The 1,620-nt window shown below is 50.9% G+C and carries 1 rRNA gene; it reads right to left on the reverse strand.

The annotated features are described in order from the left end of the window. Positions 1 to 42: 42 nt before the first annotated feature. Positions 43 to 1,593, reverse strand: a 16S ribosomal RNA gene (locus tag ACSBRB_RS10570). Positions 1,594 to 1,620: the final 27 nt, after the last annotated feature.

Raw genomic sequence — 1,620 nt, forward strand, 5'->3', positions numbered from 1 at the left:
TCCTTCATCTTCGAAAGAAGATGTTCCGTAATTAATCCTTAGAAAGGAGGTGATCCAGCCGCACCTTCCGATACGGCTACCTTGTTACGACTTCACCCCAATCATTTGTCCCACCTTCGGCGGCTAGCTCCAAAAGGTTACTCTACCGACTTCGGGTGTTACAAACTCTCGTGGTGTGACGGGCGGTGTGTACAAGACCCGGGAACGTATTCACCGTAGCATGCTGATCTACGATTACTAGCGATTCCAGCTTCATGTAGTCGAGTTGCAGACTACAATCCGAACTGAGAACAACTTTATGGGATTTGCTTGACCTCGCGGTTTCGCTGCCCTTTGTATTGTCCATTGTAGCACGTGTGTAGCCCAAATCATAAGGGGCATGATGATTTGACGTCATCCCCACCTTCCTCCGGTTTGTCACCGGCAGTCAACTTAGAGTGCCCAACTGAATGATGGCAACTAAGCTTAAGGGTTGCGCTCGTTGCGGGACTTAACCCAACATCTCACGACACGAGCTGACGACAACCATGCACCACCTGTCACTTTGTCCCCCGAAGGGGAAGACTCTATCTCTAGAGCGGTCAAAGGATGTCAAGATTTGGTAAGGTTCTTCGCGTTGCTTCGAATTAAACCACATGCTCCACCGCTTGTGCGGGTCCCCGTCAATTCCTTTGAGTTTAAGCCTTGCGGCCGTACTCCCCAGGCGGAGTGCTTAATGCGTTAGCTGCAGCACTAAGGGGCGGAAACCCCCTAACACTTAGCACTCATCGTTTACGGCGTGGACTACCAGGGTATCTAATCCTGTTTGATCCCCACGCTTTCGCACATCAGCGTCAGTTACAGACCAGAAAGTCGCCTTCGCCACTGGTGTTCCTCCATATCTCTGCGCATTTCACCGCTACACATGGAATTCCACTTTCCTCTTCTGCACTCAAGTTTTTCAGTTTCCAATGACCCTCCACGGTTGAGCCGTGGGCTTTCACATCAGACTTAAAAAACCGCCTACGCGCGCTTTACGCCCAATAATTCCGGATAACGCTTGCCACCTACGTATTACCGCGGCTGCTGGCACGTAGTTAGCCGTGGCTTTCTGATTAGGTACCGTCAAGACGCGCACAGTTACTTACGCATTTGTTCTTCCCTAATAACAGAGTTTTACGATCCGAAGACCTTCATCACTCACGCGGCGTTGCTCCGTCAGGCTTTCGCCCATTGCGGAAGATTCCCTACTGCTGCCTCCCGTAGGAGTCTGGACCGTGTCTCAGTTCCAGTGTGGCCGATCACCCTCTCAGGTCGGCTACGTATCGTTGCCTTGGTAAGCCGTTACCTTACCAACTAGCTAATACGGCGCGGGTCCATCTATAAGTGACAGCAAAGCCGCCTTTCACTGTAGAACCATGCGGTTCAACATGTTATCCGGCATTAGCCCCGGTTTCCCGGAGTTATTCCAGTCTTATAGGTAGGTTACCCACGTGTTACTCACCCGTCCGCCGCTAACGTCAAAGGAGCAAGCTCCTTATCTGTTCGCTCGACTTGCATGTATTAGGCACGCCGCCAGCGTTCATCCTGAGCCAGGATCAAACTCTCCATATAAAATATATGATGTTTGATTAGCTCATA

The organism is Staphylococcus auricularis, from assembly GCF_051172115.1.
Taxonomy (GTDB): domain Bacteria; phylum Bacillota; class Bacilli; order Staphylococcales; family Staphylococcaceae; genus Staphylococcus; species Staphylococcus auricularis_A.